The sequence below is a fragment of the Spongiibacter taiwanensis genome (assembly GCF_023702635.1).
GTDB classification, from domain to species: domain Bacteria; phylum Pseudomonadota; class Gammaproteobacteria; order Pseudomonadales; family Spongiibacteraceae; genus Spongiibacter; species Spongiibacter taiwanensis.
Map to the genome: position 1 here is coordinate 2,775,025 of NZ_CP098455.1, position 22,175 is coordinate 2,797,199.

Genomic DNA, 22,175 nt, shown 5'->3' on the forward strand with positions numbered 1-22,175 from the left:
CACGCATTGCCGCCAGGGGTGGCTGATAGTATTGGGGCACAGCTAATGAAGTTATCTCACCTGAGAAATCAATCCGTCAATTTGTCGCGCGGTGCCGTTGTGGCACTGGTGGCCGCGCTGACCGCCTGTGGCGGTGGTGGTGGCAGCGGCAGCTCGGGTGGTTCCGGAAACCGTGGCACGGAGCTGCGTTCCACTCAGTTTGTGGTCAATCAATCCCTGGGTTCTGTCAGCTTTGCCGGTGGCAACAGCTTGAATTTGAGTCTTTCGCCGGGCGCCGGTGCCTTTCACGTGGGCGACGATGACCAGGACGTGTTTTACACCGTGACGGACCGGGGGCCGACGATTCCCTGCAGCGAGACCGCTGAGGTTATCGGGGTGGCCAATTTCTGCAGCGGCAATGGCTCGGTGTTTGCGCTGCCGGACTTTACGCCACGGATTCTGCGTTGGAAGTTGGATGAGTCAGGCAACAATTTGACCTTGTCCCTTGAAGAAACCATTACCTTGCGCGATAGCTTCCGCAATCCCGCGGGCGGTTTGCCCAATGGCTTGCAGTCGGCAGCGGACGAGCGCGCCTTCGATAATAGCGGCAACGATCTGGGTACCAATCCCAACGGCATCGACCCTTCTGCCCTGGTGCGATTGGATAACGGTAAGTTCTGGGTTGCGGAAGAGTACGGCCCCAGCCTGCTGCTAGTCGACACTGATGGTGAGATCCTGCAGCGCCAGGTGCCCCAGGGCATTCGCGACGACCTGGAGTTCTCCACCTACGATGTACGTGAAGACGTGCTGCCCGGCATTCTGGCCCGGCGCAAACTGCATAATGGTATTTCGGCGCTGGCGCTGAGCCCGAACAACGACTTCCTTTACTTCATCATGCGTGCGCCGCTGAATAAGGCCAACGGCCAGGCTGCGGACGGTGCGCGAATTGTGCGCATTGGCAAAGTGTCACTGAACAGTGACGGCTCGGCGAATGCCCTGGAAGGCGAATACCTCTACCGCCTCGACTCGGCCAGTCAATTTGGCGTTAAAGCCAGTGGTCAGGGTGACCTGGACGGCGACAACTTTGTTGACCAGAGCGAGGTGACCATCAACGAGGCTGCGGCGCTGGATGAAGACTACCTGCTGGTGGTTGAGCAGGCCGATACCGTCAGCAAGGTGTACCGAATTGATCTCAGCGATGCGGTCAGTATTCAGGGCAGCGAATTCGACTCCCCGTCGACCAGCCCGAGCCTCGAAGAGCGGGCCGCTTTGGTTGACTACCCCTTTGTGGTTAAACAACCGGTCTTTAATTCGATGGTCAACGCCCTGGCTTCGGGGCTGTCTGCTCTGGGTCCCCGAATCGAGGGCATGGCCCTGTTGAGCTCGGATTTTGCTGTGTTGACCAACGATCATCAATACGGCATCCGTGGTGGGAGCGCCAAGATGGTGCTAGTGCCTTTGGTCAGCCTGACGCGGGGCTTGCCGCGGCCGTCGAGCGTGCAGTTGAGTTATGAAGATTCTGGACTGATTGAGTCCGGAGCCGGATTTGACGCCGGTGGCGCCGACGCGGTTGCCACCGACTCGGCCACCTCTCGCGGCTTTGTGGCCAACAATGCGGCTGCCCGAGTCGATGTGTTCAATCTGACCAGCCCGCTGAGCCCGAGCTTGAGCAGCCAGATTAATGTGGCCGATGCGGCCGCCGGGCTCGGTCTGACGGCAGGCAAGATTACCGATGTGGCGGTGCGCGGCAGCTTTCTGGTGGTATCCGTTGCCAACGCCGACCTGCAAGCCAATGGCCTGGTGGCGTTTTACGACCTGACCACGCTGGGCATTCAAGGCAGTTTTCAAGTGGGGGCCGGGCCTAAGTCCCTCATGTTTGATCCCACTGCTGACCGTCTGTTTGTGGCGAACGAGGGCGTCCCCAATAGTGGCTACAACATTGATCCTGAAGGCAGTGTCTCGGTGATTGATTTCCGCGCTGGTGTTGCGGATGCCACGGTTGAAACCATTGATTTTCAGGATTTTAACAGCGACGGTAGCCGTGCCGCCGAGGTGCCTGCGGGCTTGATTCTCAGCGGTCCCGGGGCCAGCGTTGCCCAGGATCTGGAGCCGGATCAATTGGCCATCAGTCAAACGGGCGCGGAGCTGTATGTCAGTCTGTCTGAAAATAATGCCGTTGCGGTGATTGAGATTGCCACGCTGACGGTGGAGAGCATTCTGGCGCTTGGCAATAAGGACTTTGGCGAAGCAGTGGCTGGCCTGGATACGAACAATAACGGCAGCGTGGAAATCCTGCCGCGTCCCGGTGTGGTGGGCCTGTATCAGCCGGCAGGTGTGGCAGGTTACCGGTTTGGCAGCAATGATTTTATTGTCACGGCCAATACCGGTGCGCCGAGACAGTACAGTGGATTTAATGAGGTGGTTCCGGCCGAGGACCTGGACGGCTTCAATGGTCCCAATATCGATTCGGATAACCCCAGCATTTCCGCAGCATCCAGCCGGCAAGAAATCGGTGCCCTGCAAGTCAGCCGGGAAACGGGTGATACCGATGGTGATGGTGATATCGATTTGATTTCGGCCTTCGGTGGGCGCTCGTTTTCTATTTGGGACGCTCAGGGAAATCTGGTGTATGACTCCGGCGATGATTTCGCCCGTATCACCGCGGCCTTCCATGGCGCCGACTTCAACGATCGGGATCAAGCCAGCGTTGGTTTGGGGGCAAAAGCGAAGAAGGTGAGCCTGATCACCACCGGTGCCCAGGTCTATGCGTTGATCACTCTGGAGAATAGTGGGGGCATCATGGTGTATAACGTGACCTCTCCCTACGGTGTGCAGTTTGTCCAGTATCTGAACAACCGCAACTTTGCCAGTGACCCCCAGTTTGATACCGGCGATGTTGGCGCGGATGAAATCGCGCTGTTTACCACCAGCACCACCGCCTATATTCTGGTCTCGAACCGCCGCAGCGGCACGGTACGTGTGTTTGAATTGAGCACGACCGCCAGCAGTTAATCTCAGTACTTCGTCAAAATGCGATTCCACCGGTCAGCGCGATGCTGGCCGGTGAGAGGATTCGTTTCCTAGGATTTCGCCGGTCGCTTCTGCAATTTGCGCTGCAACGTGCGGCGGTGCATGCCGAGCGCGCGGGCCGTTGCAGAAATATTGCCGCCGTTTTCCTGCAGTACGCGCTGAATATGTTCCCACTCCAGTCGGTCCAGTGAGGGGGGCGCGATGTCGGTGGCGGCAGGTGCAGGTGAGGCGGGGACGTGTTGCAGGGCGGCCAGAATCTCGCGGGTGCTAGCCGGCTTTTGCAGATAGTTGTCGGCCCCGAGTTTGATCGCATCCACGGCAGTGGCAATACTGGAGTATCCCGTCAGCATCAAAATGCTGGCTTTCGGGAACGCCTGTCGAAGGGTGGGGATGAGACTGAGTCCGGATTCCTGGGCCAGTTTCAGGTCTACCACCGCGCCGTCAATACGCTGCTGCTGACAAAGGTTTTGCGCCTCTGTCAGCGTGTTTGCTGTCAGTACATCGTAGTTGCGACGCCGTAGCGAGCGCGCCAGCACATCGACAAAATCCTGGTCGTCATCGACCAATAGCAGGGTTTGCGTCATGGGCTGATCCTGGAAAGGGGTAGGCGCAAATTCAACAGACTGCCACCCCCCTCGCGCGGCAACCACTGCAGACTGCCGCCGTAGCGGTTGGCGGTGGCGTGGCTGAGTTTGAGCCCAAGGCCCAGGCCGTCTTTTTTGCTGCTGCGCACCTCGCTAAGGTTATCGGGCCGACCACTGCCCCGGTCGGCGATGGTGAATACCAGGTCAGACTGCGCCCTGCTAATGCTGAGGGCGATATCTTCCGGGCTGGTGTCTGCGGCGTTATTGAGCAGGTTGAGAAGGGCCTGGCTGACGGTGCCGTCGAGGCGCAGTTGTAGTGATTCCAATGGTGGTGTCAGGGTCAGGTCCAGCGTCAAGCCAGGGCGCAGCAACTGCCAGCGCTCAATCAGGGCGTGAATATAGTCGCCGAGCAGGACTTGCTCATCCTCCAGATTGCTTAGGTTTCGCGCCGTATCCACCAACTTTTGCAAGATGGCCTTGCAATGATCAATTTGCAGATTCAGGGCTGTGAGTTCCTGGCGGGTTTCGGACGCTTCGCTCATGTCGAGCAAGTCCTCGCCGATGACCTTCATGGTCGACAGTGGCGTGCCCAGTTCGTGGGCGGTCCCTGCCGCCAGGGTGGCCACGGCCAGTAGCTGCTCATCTTGCAGACTGCGTTCCCGGCTGCGGGCCAGCTCGGCATCCCGCTGGCGCAGGGCGCTGGCCATCTTGAATACAAACAAGGTAATGAGCAGGGCGCTCACTAGAAAGTTAGCCCACATGCCCAGCACGTGAATGGTGAGCCCGCCATCCTCGTGGTGATGGGAAGGCATGATCGCGGCCAGGGGAACAAAGTGGAACAGCAGCAGGGTGTAAGCCGCGACGCACAGCGCAGTCAGCGCCCAGGTGTGGTGCCAGGCGAGGGTGGTCGCTGAAATTGACAATGGCACCAGCAGATAGGAAATAAAGGGGTTGTTGGCACCGCCCGCGAAATACAGCACCGCGCTGAAACCGAGAACATCCACGCACAGATGAATAAACAACTCAGCTTGAGTGACCGGCCAGGTCAGGTAGCTGCGCCACCAGCAGAACAGGGAGAAAGCAGTGAGGGCGATGAACAGCAGGTTGAGGGTGGTGAAGGGCAGCATCCAGCCGAGGACTTCGCCGGCAAAATAAGCGGCGCCGATCTGCACCGCCAGCACCAGGCTGCGCAGGACACAGAGGCTGCGCAGGTTTGCGGTGGCGGGATTCGGGCTGGTTGTCGGCGTCATGGGCGTCGGGTTTGGTAGCTAGTGCAGCGGATGGTAACCCATAGCCGGTGGGGAGTGGAGTCGTGCACCGGTGCAGCGCGACAATTTGTCACATCCTTTCACCAAGCGTCGCTGTTAGGGTGGTCGACTGATTTCGGGCGCTGCATTGATGTGGCTCCTGGCCACTGAAATAGCGATAGTAACGAGGTCATCCATGAAAATTCTGCTTGCAGGTCTCGCCCTGGTGCCCGGTCTGGCGTTGGCTCATGGGGGGCCTGCCACTGCCAGCGGCGCCAGTTCCCACGCCCCCATTTCGGTGATGGGCGATCATACCCACAAGCAGGGTGAGTGGATGCTTTCCTATCGGTACATGCAGATGAACATGGACGGCAATCTGGACGGCAGTGACGGCATTTCTACCCGGCAAATCACGGGCACCATGATGGCGCCGGGCAAATACATGGTCGCTCCTGAAAAAATGACCATGACCATGCATATGTTAGGGGCCATGTACGCGCCCAGCGACGATCTGACCCTGATGGTGATGCTGCCCTGGGTGTCCACCGAGATGGATCACGTTACCAGGATGGGCGCGGCGTTCACCACCGAGACCGAGGGGGTGGGCGATGTGAAGATCAGTGGTCTGGTCAATGTTTATCAGTCGCCGGATGGCGGCCATAAAGTGCATCTGAATCTGGGGCTCAGTGTGCCCACGGGGTCCATCGACGAGCGGGACGATACACCGGCGATGGCCAATGCCAAATTACCTTACTCGATGCAGCTGGGGTCGGGCAGCGTGGATTTGATGCCCGGGGTGACATATCGGGGCTTTGACAATCACTACAGTTGGGGCCTGCAAGCGCGTGCGACCTTGCCCACCGGTGAGAACGACAATGACTACCAGTTGGGCAACCGCTATGGCGTGACCGGTTGGATGGCGCGCAGCCTGAGCCACGCGTTGAGTGTATCGCTGGGGCTGCAGTATCAATACTGGAACGAAATTGATGGCGCGCGGGCCGATCTGAATCCGATGATGGTGCCAACGGCCGACCCCAATGCCTACGGTGGTCAGCGTGGGGATTTGTCGGTGGGGCTGAATTACCTGTTTGAGAAGGGAGCGCTAAAAGGGCATCGCCTGGCCCTGGAATACAGTCAGCCGGTGTACCAGCGTCTTGATGGTCCGCAAATGGAGGCGGAGTCGACGCTAACGCTTGGCTGGCAATACGCCTTTTAACCTTCGGTAGCTTGTTCTGCGGTGACAAAACGTTGGCTGTGGCGGCTGGTTGGCAACAGACATTGGTCGTACACGCCGCCGTTAAGCATGCCAAATAGCCGGTAGCGGTTGCGGGCGAGGCGAGTGTATAGCCAGTCTGACAACCCGACCGGTATGAGGCGAAACACCCCGGCCAGCTTCCAGGGCCAGCCAAGTTCGGTCAGTACCGCGAGCACGGCCCGGCTGCGCAGCAAGGGTTGGCCCTTGCGGATAAACACCAGAGTATCGAATTGGTCAGTGGGTAAATCGAAGTGGCGCAGCAGGTCCTGGCCTGCATCAGACTGCACACTGCACAGCCGAATGCGGCAATGCTTGTCGGTCCGAATGATAAACCGTCCCCAGCCGCGACATAGGGCGCAGACACCGTCGAATAACAGCACCTGATCGTCTGGGGAAATATGCGGAGGGGAGCTAGCGATCATGGTGACGATGGTAGCACCATCGGCGGCCTGGGCCGAGTTGCTACCATCGTCACCGGCGGGTTATTTAATCCAGATCTGCTTGGCGTTCACAAACTCGCGAATACCGTGGGGACCGAGCTCCCGGCCATAGCCCGAGCGCTTGATGCCGCCACTGGGCAGACGAGGGTCGGTTTTTACGATTCCGTTCACCGCGACTTGGCCAGCCTCCAGCCGGTCGGCTACCTGGCGGGCGAGTTCGGCATTGCCCGTCCAAATGGCTGCACCCAGGCCGTAGGGGGTTTCGTTAGCCAACTGCACAGCTTCTTCGATATCGCTGGCGCTGATGGCGCACATCACCGGGCCGAAGGTTTCCTCCTTGAAGGCGCACATGTGTTCCTTGACCTCGGTGAGCAGGGTGACCGGATAAAAGAAGCCGGGACCCTCGGGCATGTTGCCACCCTGGCGGCATTGGGCGCCCGCGGCCACTGTCTCGCTAACCTGGCGATGCAAGTTGTCGCGCAGGTCGGCTCTGGCGATGGGGCCAATGTCAGTGGTCATTTCCAGAGGGTCGCCCAGTTTGAGCTTTTCCAACCGGGACTGCAGCCGCTGGCAGAAATCCTCGTAGATGCGCTCTTCAATGATGATGCGTTTAGCGGCAATACAGGATTGCCCCGCGTTGATAATGCGCGATAGCACCGCCACGTCTGCTGCGGCATCGAGGTCGGCATCCGCCATCACAATACAGGGGTCGGAGCCGCCCAGCTCCAGCACGGTGCGCTTGATCTCGGAGCCCGCGACGGCGGCCACCTTGGCACCGGCAACCGCCGAGCCCGTGAAGGACACGGCAGCGATGCGCGGATCGCGAATGGCCTCTTCCACCTGTGGGGTCTCGATGGGCAGGTTGACCACAATATTCTCTGGCGCGCCGGCGCGGACGAAGGCCTCTGCAATCAGGCGGGCGGAGCCCGGTACATTGGGGTCGTGTTTCATTACACAGGTGTTGCCCGCCATTAGCGCGGGGGCGAGGTAGCGAAACGCCAGCCAGGCGGGGGCGTTCCAGGGCAGGATGCCGAGTAATGTGCCCAGCGGCTGGTAACAGACGTAACTGAGAGAGGCATCGGAGGCGAGTTCCTCTCGCTGGAGAAACGCCTCGGCGTTATCTGCGTAGTATTCCGCGCAGAACGCTGCCTTTTCTACTTCCGGGCCGCCCTCTTTTACGGGCTTGCCCATCTCTACCGCCATGGTTTCGGCGAGTCGAACCTTGTCGGCGCGCAGCTCTGCGGCCACGGCCTTGAGGACGGCGCCGCGCTCACTAAACGTCAGCGCTTGCCAGCCGTCAAAGGCGCGGTATGCATCGCCGATCCGCTGGTGAAATTGCTCGGTGGTGAGGGCTGGGTACTCTTCGACAATATTGCCGGTGTAGGGATTGCGTGCAACTAACATTTTGACCTCCTACGCCTGAGTGGATTTACTCACGCCATTTTCTTTTGCCTTGTCGGCGCTTTTTTCCTTGGCCCTGGCCTCGTCCAGGGGGATGGGCTTTGCACTTTCTTTGCAGGGCTTTACCGTGAAATCCCGGTCCATCGAGAAAAAGGATTTGCAGCCCTCGTCGGTGATATAAATGGTGTCGGAGATGCCCACGGTTTTGTCACCATCCACACCCCACATCCACGGAATAATGTGGAAGGTCATGCCTTCCTCCAGCACCACCGATTCGCCTTGCTTCAGGCTGACAATGTAGCCCTCGTCCCAACTGGGGGGAAAGGCGATACCAATGGAGTAACCCGAACGGGTAATGAGGCGGGCGCCAACGTCATTGTCGGAAATAATATTTCGCACCATATTGTCAGCGTCAGAAACCGTCATTCCCGGCTGGAAGTTCTCGTGCACGGCATCCAGGGCGTGCTTCATTTTCTCCTGGGCCTTGTACATGGAATCGGTCAGTGTGCCGTTAACGATGGTGCGCATCATGGCGGTGTGATAGCGCCGGTAGCAGCCGCCCACTTCCAGGAAGACGTGCTCGCCTGGCTGCACCGTGCGACCTTCCCAGGTAGCGTGGCCGATCATCGAACGGGGACCGGAGGTTACGTAGGGCATTACTGCCGGCGGCTCTCCGCCCGCATTGAACATGCCAGCGCTGATTGCGGCGCCAATTTCGTTCTCGGTCACGCCGGCCTGACAGGCTTCGATGCCGGCCTTCATGCCCGCCTCGGTCGCCGCTGCGGCGCGGTACATCAACTCGATTTCCACCGGGGATTTACATATCCGGCCCTGTTCTACAATGCCAAAACAGTCCAGCAATTTGGCATCGGTCAGGGTGGTGTGAATCCGGTCCTGCTGATACGCCGGGAAGAAATAACTGTTGCGCTCGTATCCAATGCGCTTTTTGTCCAGCCCAAACTCGCGCAGGGCATCCACCAGCATTTGGATCGCATCGCCGGTGTCTGGGTAGGGGCGGGTACGCTCTACCCAGGTACGGGCGTGGATGTTTGACTCTTCCATCGCCCGGGTGATCATGAAGGGGTCGTCATCGACGGGAACCACCAGCGCCTGGAAGAACGAATAGCCGGTAGTCTGGTAGTCGGTCAGGTACATGATGTTCTCGGGGTCGGTGATGACCACCGCATCGAGATGCCGTTGGGCGATACGCTGGCGCAAACCACTGAGCCGCCGTTGATACTCTTCGATTGGAAAGGTCATATCGTCGCGCTGTTTCATGCGGCGGCCTCCATTACCTGGGCGGTATTCTGGACCAGGATATCCAGACCGGTTTTGAGGTCGTCATCGGGGATGGTCAGCGGTGGAATCAGTTTGATCACACGGCCGCCCGAACCGCAGGCAGATACCAGCAAGCCCTGCTCGAAGCACTTCTCGACAATGGCTTTGGCGTTGGCGCCATTGCCCACGTCGACGCCGAGGATCATGCCTTTGCCGCGAACTTCCACGGCGTCGTAGCGCTGGGCGAGATCGTCCACGGCGCCGCGCATGGTGGCGGCTTTTTCGGCCACCTCTTTCATCAGGTTGTCGTCTTCGAAATAGCCCAGGGCTTCGCCGCCTGCGACGAAGGACAGGCACTGTCCCCGGAACGTGCCGGTGTGCTCGCCTGGATTCCAGTGTTTGTCGATCTCGGGCTTGACCAGGTTCATGGCCATGGGGGTGCCCATGCCGCCAATGCCCTTGGCCAGGCAGATGATGTCGGGGTCGAGGCCCATGCCGTCGAAGCTGAAATAGGAACCGGTGCGGCCACAGCCGACCTGAATCTCGTCGAAGATGACCAGGGCGCCGATATCCCGGGCGAGTTGTTGTAATGCCGCCAGCCATTTGGGGTCGGCTACGTTGACGCCGCCCTCGGCCTGAATCGGCTCAACCAGAAAGGCTGCCGGTGGGGTGAGGCCGCTCGAGCCGTCCTGGTACTGGGCTCTCAGGGCGTCGAGGTTGGCAATGCCGCAGCCAAGGCTACAGTCACCACACTTGGGCTCGCAGCCGAAGGGCTGGTGGCTGACGTGCTCAAGGGGGATTCCTGCAGCGCCTCTGAAGACCTGGTTGGCGGTGCAAGCCAGTGCGCCCAGGGTCATGCCGTGAAAGCCCCTGGTGAAGGCGACAATCTCGCGGCGGCCCGTTGCCCGCCGGGCGATTTTCAGGGCGGCCTCCACCGCGTTGGTGCCGGTAGGCCCCATAAACTGCATTTTATGGGGCATGTTGCGTGGCTCAAGGATGGTGGTCGTGAACCGCTCCATAAACCGGCGCTTGGCCGTGGTGTGCATATCGAGGCTGTGGGTGACGCCGTTGCTCTCGATGTAGTCGATCACAGCGCGCTTCATTTTCGGGTTGTTGTGGCCGAAATTGAGGACCCCGGCACCGGCGAAAAAGTCGATGTATTCCTTGCCGTGTTCGTCGGTCTGTCGGGCATTCTCAGCCTTGTCAAACACCACAGGGTAGACCCGGCAGTAGGCCCGGATATCCGATTCGCGTTGTTCAAAAATGCTCATGCTTCCTCCTGTTAAGGCAGCCGCCGGATGGCGGTTGGCGCGGTGAGGCTGCGCCCGGGGACGACCCTTGAATCAGGCCGCCGACGATTCAGGTAACGTTGCGCCAACTAGGCGCGCGTAGAGTTGTGTAACCAGGGGTATGAGGTTGTCGTTAAAGTCGTAGTGGGGGCTGTGGCAAGGGTAGGCCTGTTCGCCTTTCTCGCCGGCCCCAACCAGGGCGAATGCGCCGGGGATTTCTCTAAGGTAGTAGCTGAAATCCTCTGACGCCATGATTGGCACCGGCAACTCAGTTTCAATTGCGGTGGTGCCAAAGTCGGCTTGCCAGCACTGACGCAGTCGTTGCGCCTGGCTGGCATGATTGATGGTGGCGTGGTAGCGGGGGGTAATCTCCACTTCGCATTGCACGCCATAGCTGGCAGCGGTGCTCGTGCTGATTTCTGTTATTAACTGGTTGATCTGGTCGCGGGTGGCCTGGTCTGGCACCCGGATGCTTCCGCCAATGATGGCCTTTTGGGGAATGATGGTGGCGCCACTGGGGGCGTCGATGGAGGTGACGCTGACCACCGCGGCGCGCTGGGGCGGCAGCCGGCGGGCAATGATCTGTTGCAAATTCAGGGTGATGGCGCTGGCGGCAAGGATTGGGTCCCGGCACAGCTCTGGTTGGCTTGCGTGCCCGCCTCTGCCGGTAACGATCAGGCGGAAGGTGCCGTTGCCGCTCATAATAATGCCGTCGGGGCAGGCTATTTTGCCAAAGGGAATGGCTGGCCAGTTGTGCCAGCCGAATATCTCATCAACCCCTTCAAGAGCGCCATCGGCAATCATTTCCCGGGCGCCGTGGCCGCCTTCTTCGGCGGGCTGAAAAATCAGGCTCACCGGGCCGGCAAGGCTGTTCTCATGGTGCTTTAGCCAGTGAGCGGTTGCCATTAAGGTGGCGCTGTGGCCGTCGTGGCCGCAGGCGTGCATGCAGCCATCCACCACCGAGTGCCATTCTTTGCCGGACTGCTCGGCGATAGGAAGGGCATCCATATCACCACGGAGGGCAATGTGGTGTCCCGCGCTGTGAGGGTTCAGGGTGGCGACAGTGCCGGTGTTGGCGCAGGGTCGCCAAGGAATGTTCAGCTCGCTAAGTGACCGACGAATGACGTCGGCGGTGCGATTTTCTTGCCAACCGAGCTCAGGGTAACGGTGCAGGTCCCGACGAAATGCCTGCGCTGTTGCCATGATGTCTTTCCAAGCTGGGGACATGATCCTCCCTTACGAGTAACGACGACTAAAAACGGGTATCACCATAAGCCGAGTCGTGTTTGTAATAGTAGACTAGAAATGGTCGCGTTTTGCTCCAGTGTGTCGCCCAACGCTTTGGGCGAAGCCTTTATTTCAGGTGGAATTTTTTGGGTGAAACCGCTGCGGGCTATTTTTAGTCTTCCCATTTCCGCCGTAAAACTTACCGGTTTGCAAGCGTTGGCTCGGTGCGCTTTGATACCACCTCGCTTGTCCAATACTAGACCCCATCGCGGCGTTAGCAACACCTCAGGATTCTGCCAAGTGTATCGCTCATTGGCCACCTTGCTCGCCAAAACTCGTCCGCCTCATTGTCCTTGTAAAAGCGCCATTTGATTTTTCTCAAATTAAGGACAGGCAAAACCTGTTCCAGTTGCCGCTTTTTCTGATCGTTAGCGGTGTGGGGCGGCGCATGGTGTCACGTCTGGCTCCAGAGATTTGGGGCTTGATGTCGCTAAAAAGTTTCATTATTTTTCTGTTGGTTACTGCGGGTGCGCCATGTTGGTGCGCTTGCCGCTGTCGTTGCGCGCTGGGATGACAGCGCCTCTGGGACAATGGTCACCAAGGCCCGAGGGGCGGGGGGATGAGGACCTCCGGCATGGAATCTGCATGTTAACTTGATGGTTTTTAAGTATTTTTATGTTGCAAGGCGAAATGAGCTTTGCGCCTCGCAGGTTTTTAAAGGTCTTCGGATCAGGCTGGCTTGACACTGGTCAGGCAAACAGAGGAATGCATCGCGCGACAGCGCTGGAGTATTGCCCGCTCAACGGTGGCTAATACTCCGTTTCAGATCGGTCCGTGGACCAGACGTCAGGCTTCGGCTTGGGGGATGCCCCAACGCCTGAGCAAACCCACGGAGAAATAGCATGCTGTTAGCAACAGATCTCGATGGTACGTTTCTTGGCGGCGATAGCGAAAGTCGCCTTCGCCTGTATCAGATTATTGCGGCTCACCCTGAAATAGAACTGGCCTTCGTTACCGGTCGCGGTCTTGAGTCAGTACTGCCCTTGCTGGCCGACCCAACCATTCCCCAGCCCGATTACATTATTTGCGATGTGGGTTGCACAGTGGTGGATGGACACACCCAGCAGCCCATCCAGCCACTGCAGGCGGCCATTGATAAGCGTTGGCCTGGCGAGCACGCCGTGGAAGCGGCGTTGGAAACTGCCCTGGATGGCGTGGATGGGCTGGAGCGCCAGGATGTACCCCAGGAACGTCGATGCTCTTATTTTTGTAAGCCTGAGGCGGTAGAGGCGGTACGCAAGCCGCTGGAGGAGGCCGTCGCGGCGCTGGATTGCGACCTGCTGTATTCCGCGAGCTGGTACCTGGATGTGCTGCCAAAGGGCGTTAACAAGGGTTCCACTCTGACGGCGTTGGTAGCCCATCTGGGAATTGCCAAGGAGGATGTGCTGGTTGCCGGGGATACCCTCAATGACCTGTCCATGTACCAGCAGGAATTCGTTGGCGTATGCGTGGGCGAGTCTGAACCCGGTCTACTCGAGGCAACCCGAAATGACGCTCGGGTATTTCATGCTGAGCGCAGTGGCTGTGGCGGGATTCTGGAGGCGATTAGTCATTTTGGTTTTTTAGGCCGGGCGGGTCTTGATGCGGAAGCGCGAGACCTGCTGGAGCCTGGCAGCGCTGATTTGGTGATGGTGTATCACCGGCTTCCTTATGAAGAAGTGGTTGAGGACGGCGCGCTGATCCGCCGCCGACCCGCATCACCGAATGGAATTATCCCGACCTTGTTGAGCTTCTTTGGTGATGGCAAGGCGGGCTCCTGGGTGGCCTGGTCGGTGCACGATAGCAAACAGGGGGCCTTTGAAACCCATACGGAGGTCGATGCCGAGCGGTATCCCAAGCTGGTTGCTTCCCGGGTGCCGCTCAGCAAAAAAGATGTCGATGTGTTTTACAAGAAGTTCTCCAAAGAGGCCTTCTGGCCAACGCTGCATACCTTTTGGGAGCGGGCCAGTTTCCGCGACGATCATTGGCAGGTGTTTCTCAAGGTCAACCGCTTGTTTGCCGAGCGCGCCGCTGCCGAAGCCGCCGCCAATGCGGTGGTGTGGATTCATGATTACAACCTGTGGATGGTGCCGGCATTTTTGCGTGAATTACGGCCTGACGTCACCATCGCCTTTTTCCACCACACGTATTTTCCGTCGGCGGACGTGTTCAATGTGCTTCCCTGGCGGCGCGATATTATCGGCAGCCTGATGCAGTGCGACTACATCGGCTTTCATATTCCCCGGCAGGCGGAAAACTTTGTTGATGTTGCCCGTGGGGTGATGCCGCTTGAGGTGGTTGAGCGCAAGGGCTGTGCGCCGCGTTTTTACACCTATGGGTGCGCGGTGGGTCTGGAGGAGATGACCACCACCGTGTTGGCCAATGGCCGGCGGATTGGCTTGGGTGCCCATCCGGTAGGTCTCGACATAAGCCGCGTTGAAACCGCACTGGCTGACACGGATATCCAGCAGCTTATGGCGCGACTGCGCAACGAGCTCAATGGCATGCGTCTGGTGCTGTCGGTAGAGCGGCTGGATTACACCAAAGGCATTCTGGAAAAACTGCAAGCATTTGAAACCCTGTTAGACACCCATCCCGAGTTGCATGAGAAGGTCACCCTCATCACGGTGTGTGTGCCGGCCGCCCAGGAAATGACGGTCTATCGCAAATTGCAATTGCAAATAGAGCAGGCCGTTGGGCGGATCAACGGCCGCTTTGCCAAAGTGGGATGGACGCCTTTGCAGTTTTTCTTCCGCAGCTTTCCCTTTAACCAGCTGGTTGCTTATTACGCCATGGCAGATGTGATGTGGATTACGCCGTTGCGCGATGGTCTCAATCTGGTTGCCAAAGAATTCATTGCCACCCAGGGGCTTTCTGATGGCAGTGGCGTTTTGGTGTTATCCGAGTTTGCCGGCGCGGCGGCGGAGTTGCGGGGGGCTGTATTGGCAAACCCTCACGACCCTGCTGAGTTAGCGGCCACCTGTTATCTGGCGCTAAATATGAGCCGGGCTGAGGCGCGCAGCCGATTGAAAGAAGCCTTCGATGTGGTCAGTCACTACGATATTCAGTATTGGGGTGATGAATTTATGGAGGCGGTCGAGGCGTGTCGCGAGCTGAATCTTAGCAAGCAAGAACAACTCACTCATGTTGCGTGATGCGTAGCAGTGCTCAGATTATGACGTAAGTACCAAGTCTTGCGCCCAATTGCTCACCGGTCTAGTTGAGTGCCAGTGAGGATTGGGCTAGTATCCCGCTATGGTATATGGGGTGGCAATCGAGACATAGAGCTCGAAAAAGCTGGAATGCCAAGTTGCAGGATGCATCGGTAGGAGCCAAAAGAGCGCCATCGATACAATAAATCCATAGCTTAAAGACGGGGTACATAATGAGGGCATTTATCGTTTTGGCCATTGCGGCCATGACGCTCGTGTGGGCGTCATTCGCATCGGCAGCAGACCAGGCTCGCCCCCACCTTTTCGTTATGGGGAGTTTGACCAAGGTTGACTCTGCCCGAGATACCGATTCCACCAATAATGGCTGGCAAATCGGGATCGGCTACCCGCTCACTGATGCCCTGTACGTTGAAGGCATCTACTTCGACAACGTATTTGAAACCGGCGAAAACCAGGGCAGCGACTATTACCAGCGCGGTGGTGGTCTCGATCTGCACTACAGCTTTGGTGACCGGGAGCAGTTCACCCCCTTTATTCTTGGTGGCATCGGCGGCGTCAGCAATGATGTGGTGCCTGATTCTCTCGATGAAGATTCCTTCTATGTGAACGCCGGCGTGGGTTTTGTCGGGCGTTTGTTCAATCTCAAATGGCTCCGCTATCGTGCAGAAGTGCGCTACGTTCACGACGATTATCTTGATGGCATGAATGATGTTCGCGGTGCCGTTGGTCTGGAGGTTGCGCTCGGTGGGGAGAGTCGTCCTGCACCGCGTCAGACAGTGGTTGAAAAAGTGGTGTACCGGGATGTGCCGGTGCGCCGAGTCGATAGCGACGGTGATGGCGTAGATGATGACCGGGATGACTGCCCTAACACGCTGCCGGGCGCGCGCGTGGATGCCCGTGGCTGCATTATTGAACGCCAGACCATCAGCATCGATAACGTGACCTTTGACACCAACTCTGCTGAGCTGAGCTTGAATGCCAGAAATATTCTGTCTTCCGCGCTCGCGTTTTTGCGCAGTCAGCCAAATTTAAGTGCCGAAATTGCCGGTCATACTGACAATGTTGGTGCGGCTGAGTATAATCGTCAGTTGTCGCAGCGCCGCGCTGAATCTGTGCGTGCCTACTTTATCAGTAACGGTATTGCTGCCGGTCGTCTGATCGCCCGCGGTTACGGTGAGAGTTCGCCGATTGCGAGTAATGCTACTGCAACAGGGCGCGAAGCAAACCGCCGCGTCGAACTTCGTTTGATTCCAAGATAAGAAAAGCTGTTTTTCGAGGAGCATAAAATGCAACTTAGTAAGCTGATTGCCACGCTTTTTGTGTGCAGCGCCCTCAGCCTGCAACTGGCAGGCTGTAATTCCGCTGACGACAACAAGGGTGGTAGCTCCGGTAATCCGTCAACAACGCAGGATGCCGATAACGATGGTGTGGTGGATGCTGAGGACAATTGTCCGAGCGTAGCCAACTCGAGCCAAGCCGATTCCGACAGCGACGGTGTTGGTGATGCGTGTGACTTTGAAGACGCGGACAGCGACGGGATTGCCGACGACATCGACAATTGCCCCTCGGTTGCGAACGCCAATCAGGCTGACACTGATAGCGATGGCGCCGGTAATGCCTGTGACACCGACGATGATGGCGACGGTGTGGACGACACAGCAGACAATTGCCCGCTGGCGGCGAACACTAATCAAGCCGACTTTGATAACGACGGTATTGGCGATGTTTGCGATGACACTGATGATGATGGTGTAAACGACAATGTCGATAACTGTCCCTCAGTGCAGAATGCTGCTCAGACCGACTCCGATGGTGATGGCCTCGGTAACGCCTGTGATGCCGATGACGATGGCGACGGCGCAGAGGATGCCTCTGATAACTGTCCAAATGTCGCTAACCCCCTGCAAACCGACACCGATGGTGATGGAGTGGGTGATGCCTGTGAAACTGACTTCGATGGTGACGGCGTAGCGGATACCGCTGATAACTGCCCATTTGTTGCCAATGCCGATCAGGCAGACGCGGATAATGACGGCGTGGGCAATGCCTGTGACGACGGTGACAGCGATGGCCTGGTTGATGCGGTCGATAATTGTCCGCTGACAGCGAACCCCGATCAGCGTGACACCGATGGCGACGGTCTGGGTGATGCCTGCGATACCGATGATGATGCCGATGGTGTTGCCGATGGTGCTGATAACTGCCCATTCACCGCGAATCCCAATCAGGCAGATTCTGATGGCGACAACGTGGGCGATGCCTGCCAGGCAGACCGCGATAATGACGGCGTGAACAACGGCTTTGATAATTGTCCCACCGTTCCCAACACCGACCAGGCTGACACCGACGGCGATGGTGTGGGTAACGCCTGTGACGATTCCGATAATGACGGGGTGCTTGATCCCTTCGATAACTGCCCGTCAACAGCCAACACCAACCAAAGCGATATCGATGGTGATGATGTCGGTGATGCCTGTGACCAGGATATTGATGGTGACGGCGAGCTGAACGATGCGGACAACTGCCCGCTGGTGGTTAACCCTGACCAAACTGACACCGATGGTGATGGTGAAGGAGATGCCTGTCAGGACGACGCGGATGGCGACCTGTTTGGTGACAATTCCGACAACTGTCCGAATGTTGCCAACCCGGGTCAGGAAGACACCGTTGATGGTGATGGAATTGGTGACGCCTGTGACGATTCCGACAACGATGGTGTTAATGACGACACTGACAACTGTCCGCTGGTGGCGAATACCGATCAGGTGAACTCTGATGCGGGCGCGGCCAATGGCGACACCCAGGGTGATGCCTGTGATATCGACGATGATGCCGACGGCATTCTGGACGGTAGCGATAACTGTCCGACGGTAGCGAACTTTGATCAGGCCGATGCCGGCGGGAATGGCGTTGGTGATGCGTGTGAGGCGGATAACGACGCTGATAACGTGCTTGACGATGTCGATAACTGCCCCACTGTCGCAAACACTGCACAAACCGATTATGACGGCGACGGCATTGGTGATGCATGTGATGCAGACTCTGACGGCGACGGCGTAGACGATGGAGTCGACAATTGCCCACTGCCGAACGCAGACCAGTTGGATTCTGACGGCGACGGCATCGGTGATGCATGTGATGTGGCGGCCATTGCTCAAAACTTCCAGTGCACAGCCGGTGCGCCGATGGGCACAACGGTGGCGACTGTCGAGTCAGGGCTGGTGTGTACGCTGACCGATCTGCTGACCGATCCGCTGGTGGAAGGTTGTGATGTCACCTCGCCTGATAACGCGATAGACAATGATCTCGAATCCTTCGCGATCATTAACTATAACGTTGGTCTGCTCGATGCGCTGCTCGGTGATGGCGGCCTGAATGTGACCGGCTCGCAAACCTTGCAGGTCAACTTCCCCGAGGCGATTGCCGGTGGTCAAGTTGTAGGCTTTATTGTGAGCGTGCCCGGCGGCACTGTGGATCTGAGTCTGGCGCGTCGCTTTACCGTAAAAACCTACCTCAACGGTGTGCAAAATGGTGGCGCCGGTGTGGGTCAAAACACGGCGATTGCCTTGCTCGGTCAGGGGATTGTGCAGAGCAATTCCGGTCTGGGTGGCTTCACCGGTCTGTTCCCGGCCTTTGATCCTAATGACCCGGCCACCAGCCTGGATCCCGGTGCGTTCAGCTTCCCTGCGTTGGAAGACTACTCCTCCAATGCCAAATATCTGCTGGGCTTTATTACCCAACAGGATTTTGATCGGGTAGAGCTGGTGATCGACGCCGAAATTCTGACGGTGGATCTCAACGAAGCGGTCTATGTGTACGACACCTGTACTGGTGCCGAGCGGGTGATGGTGGACCCGAGTGAACCCGAGGATCCGGCTACTATTGATCCTGAACTGCTTGAGTCCCTGCTGGGTGAAGGCTTTGATCCGGCATCACTGGCTGAATTCCTGGAAGAAGGCGGCGACCTCGGCATGCTCGAGGAGCTCTTCCCTGAGCAGCTGGGCGAGCTGATTGATATGCTCGGCGGTGATGATCCTGCAGCAGGTCTGCAGACCCTGCTGGACCTGCTCGATGGCGGCGACCCGACCGGTCTCGGCTTGGAAGAGCTGCTGGCGGCGCTGAGTGAAGACCCTCAGGCGGCATTAACCGAATTGGTTGATAGCCTGGGTGGCGGCGACCCTCAGGCTGGCCTCGAAGAGTTGCTGGCCGGTCTGACCGAGTTGGTGGGTGATGATCCGCAAGCCGCATTGGAGGAATTGCTGGCCGCATTGGGTGATGATCCGGCTCAGGCCATTACCGATCTGCTTGGTGGTATTGGCGGTGGCGGTGACCCCACAGCGGCCCTTGAGACATTGACGGAGACTTTGGAGGGTCTGGGTGGAGATCCCACCGCGATTGTGACCGACCTGGTTGATGCGCTGGGTGGTGGTGACGCTGGTCTTGATGCCTTGGCGGAAATTCTCGACCCAGAAAATCCGACTGCGGCGCTGGATGAGCTGACCACGCTGTTGCCGGGTCTGCTCGGCGGTCTCGGCGGCTAAGCCCTGCAAATCAGGCAATGCAACAAAGAGAAGGGACGCTGCGGCGTCCCTTTTTTTATCGTCGTTGTTTGCCTATTTAACCCCGCCTTCGGGGGGTGGCGGCTTGGTGAGGAGGGAGATGGGGGCTTCTCCCCTTGTGTCGAGTGGTTAGGTCGAGTGCTTAGTGTCGTGTGCTCAGCATCTCTTTGGCGTGGGCCAGGGTGTTTTCGGTGATGGCAATGCCGCCCAGCATCCGTGCAATTTCATCAATTTTTTCTTCCTGGGTCAGGAAGGTCAGCTCGGTGCGAAGCTGCTTGTTGTCGCCGACCTTCTGCACGCGAATATGGTGGTCGCCCTGGCTGGCAACCTGCGCTTGGTGAGTCACACAGAGCACCTGGCTGCGTTGGCCCAGGGTGCTGAGCAGTTGACCAACAATTTCTGCAGTGGCGCCGCCAATACCGACGTCAATCTCGTCAAAGACCACCGTAGGCACGGCGGCAACCTGGGCGGTGACAACCTGGATAGCCAGGCTGATCCGCGATAATTCACCGCCCGATGCAATTTTAGATAGCGCGCCCAATGGTGCACCGGGGTTGGTGCTGATCAGCAGTTCCACCTCTTCCTGGCCGTAGGGATGAGCGTCTTCACTGCTTAGTGGGTTGAGGGCCAGCTCCACTTTACAGTGTTTCATGGCCAGCGTGGCGAGTTGCTTCTCAACTTCTTTTTTCATGGTAGCGGCACCTTTCCGGCGCTTTTCGCTCAGCTTGTCGGCCGCTGTTCGATAGGACTGCCACAGCTGGTTTCGCTGCGTGCGTAACTGATCGAGTTTTTCATCGGTTGCGTCGAGGCCCTCCAGTTGCGCTGCAAATTCGTCCATTAGTCGAGGGAGCTCCTCGGGTGCCACTCGGTGTTTACGGGCGGTCTGATAAATGGTGTCGAGGCGCTCTTCCACCTGTTGCAGCCGCTCAGGGTCGACTTCGGTTGCATCGATCACCTGCTGCAATTCTCGGGCGGCTTCGTCTATCTGGATCTTTGCGGTTTCCAGTAATTGAATCGCATTGTTTTGGCTGGGGTGCTGGTAATCGCCGCTCTGCAGCGATGACAGGGCCTGGTGAATTACCCCGAGGGCATTGACCTCACCCTCTTTGCACAGGGCAAGGCTATGGTGGTTGGCGCTCAATATCTGCTCGGCGTTAGCGAGCTGCCCCTGCAATGCCTCTAATTCTTCCACTTCGCCCGGCTGCAGGTTGAGCCGTTCCAGTTCCTCGAGCTGATAGCGCAATAATTGCTCCTGAGCATGTTGCTCAGCCTGTTGGCTCTCCAGCCGCTGAAGGGTTTTGTTCAGCGATTGATAATCCAGATAGTGCTGATGCGTTTGCTCTGCCAAGTCACTGGCCTGGGCAAAGGCGTCCAGCAATTGTCGCTGATACGGCTTCTTCAATAACGATTGGTGGGCATGTTGGCTGTGGATGTCAATTAACAGGCCGCCCAGCTCCCTCAGGTCTTGCAGGGTGGCGGGTTGGCCATTGATAAACCCCCGGGAGCGACCCTCACTGGTAATGACTCGGCGCAGCAGGCAGTCGTCGCCATCCAGCAGCTCCCGTTCTGACAGCCAGGCCTTGGCCTGATCAATGCTGGACAGGTCGAAGGTGGCGTGAATATCCGCTCGATCCGCGCCCTGGCGAACGATGCTGCTATCGGCCCGGTCGCCGAGGGTCAGGCCGAGGGCGTCGAGCATGATGGATTTACCTGCGCCGGTTTCGCCGGTGAGCACGGTCATTCCGCGCTCCAGCTCGATCTCGAGGCTTTCAGTAATGGCGTAGTTGCTAATACTCAAATGGGTCAGCATAAGGTGCCTGCGAAAAGATTTTTGTCTGTATATTTATACAGTATTTCTGGGGCGTCCGACAATAGCCCCCAAGCGTGGCAGGCAAAAATCTTTTCGGGTGCCTTGAAATCGCGCCGGGCAGCCCCATATCCCCTGCATCGCGACGCAAGGTCGCAGTTTTTTGCCCTGTATTGGAGAGCGAAAGGTGGCTGAAGAGCAAGACAAAACTCAAAACCAGGAGGCGCCCGAGGAGGTGTCTCAAGAGGCCCCGGTAGAGACCCCTGAGGCGGCTGAGGCAGAGCCCAGCCTGGAGGCGCAGCTGGAAGCGGCGCGCCAAGAAGCGGCCGATGCCAAAGAGCAGGCCTTGCGGGCGGCGGCAGAGGCCCAAAACGCCCGGCGCCGGGCGGAGAAGGATGCCGAGAACGCGCGTAAGTTTGCCCTGGAGAAGTTCGCCGGTGACATGTTGGCCGTAGTGGATAACCTGGACCGTGCACTGGCCTCGGCTGACCGGGAAAACGACACCCTCAAGCCGGTGCTGGAAGGGGTCGAGTTGACTCTGAAAGCCATGGTGGATGCCCTGGCGCGCCATAATGTCGAACAGATTGATCCCACTGGTGAGCCCTTCAACCCCGAGTTTCACGAGGCAATGGCGATGGTGCCCAACCCCAATGTGGAGCCCAACACCGTTATTGATGTGATGCAGAAGGGTTACACCTTGAACGGTCGCTTGCTGCGGGCGGCGATGGTGGTGGTGGCCAAGGGCGCCTGAGTTTGACATTTTTTTGAATTGGTGGCCCGGCAGGTCTTGAAGTTTTCGCCATCGGGCCAATATCTAACAGCAAGTCAGTTTCATGCCCTGTGCGGGCAGCGAGAGATAGCGGAGAA

Annotated in this window: 14 protein-coding genes; 6 read left to right on the forward strand and 8 right to left on the reverse strand. The window is 58.1% G+C overall.

All coding sequences use genetic code 11. The features are described 5' to 3' along the window. The first annotated feature begins 45 nt into the window (after positions 1 to 45). Positions 46 to 2,991: a choice-of-anchor I family protein gene (locus NCG89_RS12695; RefSeq protein WP_251086918.1), complete on the forward strand. Its 2,946-nt coding sequence runs from the start codon at positions 46 to 48 to the stop codon at positions 2,989 to 2,991. 68 nt (positions 2,992 to 3,059) lie between these two features. Here NCG89_RS12695 and NCG89_RS12700 read toward each other — a convergent pair whose 3' ends face one another. After that, positions 3,060 to 3,593 (reverse strand): response regulator transcription factor, encoded by a 534-nt coding sequence (locus NCG89_RS12700; protein WP_251086919.1) that lies wholly within the window; start codon positions 3,591 to 3,593, stop codon positions 3,060 to 3,062. Further along, positions 3,590 to 4,843 carry an ATP-binding protein gene (locus NCG89_RS12705; RefSeq protein WP_251086920.1) on the reverse strand — a complete coding sequence of 418 codons (1,254 nt, stop codon included), beginning with the start codon at positions 4,841 to 4,843 and terminating at the stop codon, positions 3,590 to 3,592. The genes NCG89_RS12700 and NCG89_RS12705 overlap by 4 nt, the downstream gene beginning before the upstream one ends. A 193-nt stretch (positions 4,844 to 5,036) precedes the next feature. Between NCG89_RS12705 and NCG89_RS12710 the strand changes: the two genes are divergently transcribed. Then, positions 5,037 to 6,056 carry a transporter gene (locus NCG89_RS12710; protein ID WP_251086921.1) on the forward strand — a complete coding sequence of 340 codons (1,020 nt, stop codon included), beginning with the start codon at positions 5,037 to 5,039 and terminating at the stop codon, positions 6,054 to 6,056. On the opposite strand, the gene NCG89_RS12715 is transcribed toward NCG89_RS12710, so the two are convergent. The 5 genes from NCG89_RS12715 to doeB2 all read right to left on the reverse strand — a co-directional run bounded on the left by NCG89_RS12715 (position 6,053) and on the right by doeB2 (position 11,706). After that, entirely contained in the window at positions 6,053 to 6,517 is a 465-nt protein-coding gene (locus NCG89_RS12715) for a thiol-disulfide oxidoreductase DCC family protein (protein WP_251086922.1), read from the reverse strand. The two genes, NCG89_RS12710 and NCG89_RS12715, sit on opposite strands and share 4 nt — an antisense overlap. A gap of 60 nt (positions 6,518 to 6,577) precedes the next feature. Next, a complete protein-coding gene (locus tag NCG89_RS12720; RefSeq protein WP_251086923.1) occupies positions 6,578 to 7,939 on the reverse strand; it encodes an NAD-dependent succinate-semialdehyde dehydrogenase in 1,362 nt (453 codons plus the stop codon). Between the two features lie 9 nt (positions 7,940 to 7,948). Next, entirely contained in the window at positions 7,949 to 9,214 is a 1,266-nt protein-coding gene (doeA, locus tag NCG89_RS12725) for an ectoine hydrolase (RefSeq protein WP_251086924.1), read from the reverse strand. Beyond that, positions 9,211 to 10,485 carry an aspartate aminotransferase family protein gene (locus tag NCG89_RS12730; protein WP_251086925.1) on the reverse strand — a complete coding sequence of 425 codons (1,275 nt, stop codon included), beginning with the start codon at positions 10,483 to 10,485 and terminating at the stop codon, positions 9,211 to 9,213. Before NCG89_RS12730 ends, doeA begins: the two co-directional genes overlap by 4 nt. Positions 10,486 to 10,557: 72 nt before the next feature. Continuing rightward, positions 10,558 to 11,706, reverse strand: coding sequence for a N(2)-acetyl-L-2,4-diaminobutanoate deacetylase DoeB2 (gene doeB2, locus NCG89_RS12735; protein WP_251086926.1), 1,149 nt, complete (start codon positions 11,704 to 11,706; stop codon positions 10,558 to 10,560). 926 nt (positions 11,707 to 12,632) lie between these two features. Here doeB2 and ggpS point away from each other — a divergent pair. The 3 genes from ggpS to NCG89_RS12750 all read left to right on the forward strand — a co-directional run bounded on the left by ggpS (position 12,633) and on the right by NCG89_RS12750 (position 19,483). Continuing rightward, the gene (ggpS, locus tag NCG89_RS12740) at positions 12,633 to 14,924 is read left to right on the forward strand and encodes a glucosylglycerol-phosphate synthase (RefSeq protein WP_251086927.1); all 2,292 of its coding nucleotides are present in this window, start codon (positions 12,633 to 12,635) and stop codon (positions 14,922 to 14,924) included. A 230-nt stretch (positions 14,925 to 15,154) separates the two neighbouring features. Then, positions 15,155 to 16,201 carry an OmpA family protein gene (locus NCG89_RS12745; protein WP_251086928.1) on the forward strand — a complete coding sequence of 349 codons (1,047 nt, stop codon included), beginning with the start codon at positions 15,155 to 15,157 and terminating at the stop codon, positions 16,199 to 16,201. Positions 16,202 to 16,228: 27 nt separating this feature from the next. Further along, positions 16,229 to 19,483 (forward strand): thrombospondin type 3 repeat-containing protein, encoded by a 3,255-nt coding sequence (locus NCG89_RS12750; protein ID WP_251086929.1) that lies wholly within the window; start codon positions 16,229 to 16,231, stop codon positions 19,481 to 19,483. A 160-nt stretch (positions 19,484 to 19,643) separates the two neighbouring features. Here the strand turns inward: NCG89_RS12750 and recN are convergent, their stop codons facing one another. Continuing rightward, positions 19,644 to 21,311, reverse strand: a complete 1,668-nt coding sequence (recN, locus tag NCG89_RS12755; RefSeq protein ID WP_251086930.1) for a DNA repair protein RecN — start codon at positions 21,309 to 21,311, stop codon at positions 19,644 to 19,646. A gap of 184 nt (positions 21,312 to 21,495) precedes the next feature. Between recN and grpE the strand changes: the two genes are divergently transcribed. Then, a complete protein-coding gene (grpE, locus tag NCG89_RS12760; protein WP_251086931.1) occupies positions 21,496 to 22,059 on the forward strand; it encodes a nucleotide exchange factor GrpE in 564 nt (187 codons plus the stop codon). Positions 22,060 to 22,175 lie beyond the last annotated feature (116 nt).